The 5562-nt window shown below is 71.2% G+C and carries 5 protein-coding genes; 2 read left to right on the top strand and 3 right to left on the bottom strand.

The genetic code is table 11. The features are described 5' to 3' along the window. The 3 genes from G6019_RS17490 to serA form a co-directional block, all read right to left on the bottom strand. Positions 1-953, bottom strand: a 953-nt coding sequence (locus G6019_RS17490) for a CBS domain-containing protein (protein ID WP_241726106.1), incomplete at its 3' end; no start/stop codon positions are given. An 84-nt stretch (positions 954-1037) separates the two neighbouring features. After that, complete coding sequence (locus tag G6019_RS15895; protein WP_182613011.1) at positions 1038-2057, bottom strand: 3-isopropylmalate dehydrogenase; 1020 nt, start codon at positions 2055-2057, stop codon at positions 1038-1040. A gap of 35 nt (positions 2058-2092) precedes the next feature. Continuing rightward, positions 2093-3685, bottom strand: coding sequence for a phosphoglycerate dehydrogenase (serA, locus tag G6019_RS15890; RefSeq protein ID WP_107756686.1), 1593 nt, complete (start codon positions 3683-3685; stop codon positions 2093-2095). Positions 3686-3851: 166 nt separating this feature from the next. Between serA and G6019_RS15885 the strand changes: the two genes are divergently transcribed. Continuing rightward, positions 3852-4433 (top strand): hypothetical protein, encoded by a 582-nt coding sequence (locus tag G6019_RS15885; RefSeq protein ID WP_182613008.1) that lies wholly within the window; start codon positions 3852-3854, stop codon positions 4431-4433. Next, the coding region (locus tag G6019_RS15880) for a phytoene desaturase family protein (protein WP_182628018.1) at positions 4430-5562 on the top strand (1133 nt) is incomplete at its 3' end. The genes G6019_RS15885 and G6019_RS15880, both read left to right, overlap by 4 nt.

Raw genomic sequence — 5562 nt, 5'->3', positions numbered from 1 at the left:
TCCCTGCCGATGTCCTGGGGGGCTGTGCCGCGGCGGACGAACTCACCGACCAGCGCGGGCAGCCTCGCCGCCAGGTGTGCGACCCCGTCGGCGTCGGGCGCGCGGGCGATGCGGGCCGCGAGGTAGACGGGGTCGGTCTGCGCCAGGCGGAGCAGGTCCCCGCTGGTCACCATCCCCACCGGCTCGCCGTCCTGGCAGACCGGCAGGTGATGGACCCCACGGTCGATCTGGAGGAGCGTGGCGTCGAACGCGCGGGTCCCCGTGTCCACGGTGACTGGATCCGGGGTCATGATGGCGGATACCGGGGCCCCGGTGTCGCCGCCCACCGCGACGACCTTGGAGCGCAGGTCCCGGTCGGTGAAGATGCCCACCACGCGACCCGCCTCGACGACCAGCAGCGCGGACACACGGCGTTCGGTCATCAGCCTCGCGGCGTCCCGGATGGTGGTGTCGGGTCCGGTGGTCACCGCGTCGCGGGCGAGCAACTCCCCGACCGGCGTACCGAGCGCGTCCCCTCCCGCGGCCTCGAGTCGAGCCGAGGCGAGATCCTGACGGATCCGTTCGCTGCGTTCGCCGAAGAACCGACTCAGCTGCGGGTGTTCGGTGAGCAGCGAGTCCAGGACCTCGCGGGGCATCTCGAGCAGCAGGGTGTCGGCGACCGCCACCATCCGGTAGCGCGATGGTCCGCCACTGGCGAGGGAGGAGTAACCGAAGCAATCCCCCTCTCCTCGCGCGTCGAGCAGAGCCCCGTCCGGATCACACACCTCCACGGCGCCCGAGCGGATGAGGTGCAGGGTGTCGTTCCGGGCACCCGCGTCGAGGATTATCGTTCCCCGGCGGTGGTACCGCTGCGAGAGCTGCGCGGGGATCCGGTCGAGTTGGTCGACGGTCAGCTCGTCGAAGGGGGCGCACCGGGCGAGGAAATCTCTCACCTCGACGAGTTCGACGTCCATGGCTCCACTGTGAACGCCGACGGCCCGCGGTGTGATGCGCTTCGTGCGATTCACACCCGCGGACCGTGGTACTCGTACTCCGCTCTAACCGCTGACCGCGGCCACGATCCGGTCCCCGACCTCTGATGTCGCCACCGGCCGGTCCCCACGGGACCCCAGGTCCGCCTCGACCGCGGCTTCCACACGGTCGGCTTCTCCGACCTTCCCGAGATGCCGCAACATCAGAGCGACGGACAGGATGGCCGCGGTGGGGTCGGCCTTGCCCTGGCCTGCGATGTCCGGTGCGGAACCGTGCACCGGTTCGAACATGGACGGGTTGGTCCCGGAGGCATCGATGTTCCCCGACGCCGCGGTGCCGATCCCCCCGGTGACGGCCGCGGCGAGATCGGTGATGATGTCGCCGAAGAGGTTGTCCGTGACGATGACGTCGAAGCGCGAGGGCTCCGTCACCATGTAGATCGTCGCGGCGTCGATATGGCAGTAGTCCACCTCGACGTCCGCGAACTCCGGGGCCACCTCGTCGACCGTGCGCTGCCAGAGACCGCCTGCGTTGACCAGAACATTGGTCTTGTGGACGAGTGTGAGCTTCCCGCGGCGGGACCGCGCGCGTCCGAAGGCGTCGCGTACCACCCGCTCCACGCCGAACCGGGTGTTGACCGAGGTCTCGGTACCGATCTCCTGGGGCGTCCCGACCCGGATCGCACCACCGTTGCCGGTGTAGAGCCCTTCGGTCCCCTCGCGGACGACCACGAAGTCGATCTCCCCCGGGTTCTTGAGCGGGGTCGCCGAGCCCGGGTACAGACGCGACGGGCGGAGGTTGACGTGGTGGTCGAGCGCGAACCGCAGGGGCAGCAGCATCCCGCGTTCGAGCACGCCGGCGGGCACGGAGCGCGGGTCCCCGATGGCGCCGAGCAGGATCGCGTCGTGGCTCTTCAGGCTCTCGACATCCGCGTCGGTGAGCGTCTCCCCGGTGCGCAGATACCGCCGCGCGCCGAGGTCGTACTCCGTCTTCTCGACCCCCGGGACGAGCGCATCCAGTACCCGGATCGCCTCGGCCGTCACCTCGACACCGATCCCGTCACCGGGGATGACGGCGAGCTTCATCGTCTGCGTGTTCCTCTCCACCGGTCCCGTCTCCCTCAGTCCAGGTTGATCTGGGTGGCCGTGGCCCCGAGCTCGGAGACGATCCGGTCGACCGTCGGATCGGCGACCGCGCGGTCGACCCGGAGGATCAGCGACGCGCCCTCACCCGTGGCGTCCTGGCTCAGGGCGGCGGCCTGGATGTCGATGCCCTCCCCACCGAGGATGGAACCGACCTTCCCGAGCACGCCCGGTCGATCGGAGTAGTGCACGAAGAGGTTCTGGCCCTGCGCGCGCAGGTCGAAACCGCGCTCGTTGATCCGGACGATCTTCTGGACCTTCTCGAGGCCCGAGAGGGTTCCGGTGACCTTGCCGGTGGCGCCGTCCGCGGCCACGGCGGTGACTGTGACGGTGCTGCGGTAGGACTTGGACTCGCTGCGGGTCTCCACCGAGTGGGTGACGCCGCGCTGCTCGGCCATCGATGCGACGTTGACGAACGTGGCCGGCTCGTCGGTGATCGCGGAGAACAGGCCACGCAGGGCTGCCAGCCCGAGCACGTCTACCTGCTCGGCGGCGAGCTCACCGGCGACGTCGACGTTGACCGTGGTCGGCACACCCGGGCAGAGGTGGCCGGCGATCAGGCCGACCTTGCGGACCAGGTCGATCCACGGGGCGACCTCGTCGCCGACCGGACCGCCGGAGACGTTCACTGCGTCCGGGACGAACTCGCCGCGCAGCGCCAACAGCACGCTGCGGGCGACGTCGGTGCCGGCGCGGTCCTGGGCTTCGCTGGTGGAGGCGCCCAGGTGGGGGGTGACGACGGTGTTCTCCAGCTCGAACAGCGGCGAATCGGTGCAGGGCTCGGTGTCGAACACGTCGAGGGCGGCGGACCGGACCTTGCCGGACTTCAGTGCGTCGACCAGGGCGTCCTCGACGATCAGCCCACCGCGGGCGGCGTTGACGATCACGACGCCGTCCTTGGCGCGGGCCAGCCGCTCGGCGTCCAGCAGACCGGCCGTCTCCTTGGTCTTGGGCAGGTGCATCGTGATGATGTCGGCCCGGGAGACCAGCTCGTCGATGTCGACCAGCTCGATGCCCAGCTGCGCCGCGCGGGCGGCGGGCAGGTAGGGGTCGTAGGCGATGAGGGTGGTCTCGAACGCCGCCAGGCGCTGTGCCACCAACTGACCGATCCGACCCAGGCCCACCACTCCGATGGTCTTGCCGAGCAGTTCGACGCCGTTGAACGAACTCCGCTTCCAGGTGTGCTCGCGCAGCGTGCGGTCGGCGGCGGGAATCTGGCGGCACGCGGACATGAGCAGCGCCACCGCGTGCTCTGCGGCCGAGTGGATGTTGGAGGTGGGCGCGTTGACCACCATGACACCGCGTTCGGTGGCGGCGGGGATCTCCACGTTGTCCAGTCCCACGCCCGCGCGACCGATGATCTTCAGCTTGGGTGCCGCGGCGAGGACCTCGGCGTCGACCGTCGTCGCCGAACGGACGAGGAGCGCGTCCGCGTCCTTCACCGCGTCGAGGAGCCTGGGGCGATCCGGGCCGTCGACCCAGCGGACCTCGACGGCGTCGCCGAGTGCGTCGACGGTCGACTGGGCGAGCTTGTCGGCGATGAGGACGACGGGACGTCCGGATGCTGTCACAGTGGGATCTCCTCGGTGTCAATTCGGGCACCGACAGTCTAGGTCACCGCACCCCGCCCACGACCAGTGGCCGGGGTGGCGACGGGGGCCTACCGTGGCTGATGTCACCGCAGCACCCGACCGTGTCACCGCAGCACCCGACCTCCGCCCGACGAACGGAACACCCATGCCGCGCACTCCCCGATCGACCGGATTCCCGGCCGGCCTGCCCAGTCCCTGGCTGCCCGTCCTCGCGCCCGCTCGCGGCTCGACCGCGGTGGCCACCTACCTGAGGGCCCACCTGTACGGAGCTGCTGTGGGACGCAGCCTGCTCGACCGCTGCATCCGTGCGGTCGACGATCCCGACCGGGCCCGACTCGAGCCACTTCGGGATCAGTTCGAGCAGGAGATCGCCGTCGCCTCCGAGGTGTTGTCCCGGTTGTCCCCCATCGGAACGCCGGGTCGGGGGCTGGTGCGCCGATCCTCCGGGATCGCCCTGGGCGTCCTGCCCGTGGGACCGGTGCTCAGCGACCCGCTCGCACGGCTGGGGGTGCTGGAGGCGCTACGCACCCTCGTCGTGGCCAAACGCTCGATGTGGGACCTGCTCGCGGAGTCCTGGGTGGCGGACGCGCCCCCCGGTGGTGAGGGTGCGACGGTGGGCGGCCCCGGGACCCGACGCGTCCTGATGGACCTGGCCGAGCAGGCCGCGGCGCAGGCGGTCCTGCTCGAGGAACTGCGACGTACCTACGGTCTGGCAGTCTTCGAATGACCCGGTCCGACCCGGTCCGCGCCGACGTCGTGGTGGTGGGGTCGGGTCCGAACGGACTCGCCGCCGCGCTCCTGTGCGCCCGCGCCGGCCGACGGGTCGTGGTGCTCGAGGCCGAGGACACCATCGGGGGCGGGTGTCGCACCCTGCCCATGGACGGCATGCCGGGCGATCTCGGCGAGGGACTGCTGGTCGACCCGTGTTCGGCTGTCCACCCGATGGCCGGCGCCGCACCGTTCTTCCGGCAGTTCGACCTGGCCGCGCACGGCGTCGAGTTGAGGACGCCGCCGGTCCAGTTGGGCCACGCGCTCCCCGGTCGCGACGCGATCGTGGTCCCCTCCGACCCCTCCCCCGCGAGCCTGGCCGAGGGGATGGGGTCCGAGGCGGAGGCCCGGGCCTGGTGGCAGGTCATGGAACCGCTGGCCGAGCGGCCACTCGAGGTGGTGGCCACGGCGCTGTCCGATCAGCGATCGATCCCGCCGGTCACGGTGGTGGCAGCGCTGGCGAGGGCCTTCGCCCGGGCACATCCCCTGGGGATCACGGGCGACCGATTCGGACCGGATGGCCGGACCCTGTTCTCGGGGATCGCCTCCCACGCGATCTCGCCCCTCTCCTCGCCGGCGGCGACCGGGGTCGGCCTGATCCTCGGTTCCCTCCTGCACTCCCCGCTCGGGTGGGCCCTTCCTGTCGGGGGGAGCGGTGCGATCACCGCCGCCCTGGCAGAGGCGCTGCGCCGGGCCGGCGGGGAGATCCGCACGGGGATCCGCGTCGGGTCGATGGCGCAGATTGACGCGCGGGACATCGTCTTCAACACCTCCTCGCGGATCCTCGGCGAGATCCTGCTGTCGTCCTCGCCGTCACCGGCCGTGGAGCGACGGGCCCGACGGCTCACCCGAGCGCCCGTGGGAGGTGCCGCGGCGAAGGTCGACATCGTCCTGTCGGGTCCGGTGCCGTGGAGCGACCGACGCCTGAGCGATGCGGGCACGCTTCACCTGGGTGGGGACTCCGCCCACATCGACGCGGCCGAGCGCGCGGTGGCGGACGGCCGGCACGCGGACCGTCCGATGGTGCTGGTCTCCCAGCCGTGGGTCACGGATCCGGGCCGCATCGCACCCGACGGGCGACGGCCGCT

The sequence above is a fragment of the Dietzia sp. DQ12-76 genome (genome assembly GCF_014145045.1).
In the GTDB taxonomy this organism is placed as follows: domain Bacteria; phylum Actinomycetota; class Actinomycetes; order Mycobacteriales; family Mycobacteriaceae; genus Dietzia.
The sequence above is the reverse complement of the archived record's forward strand: the minus strand, read 5'-3'. Positions and strand labels throughout refer to the sequence as shown.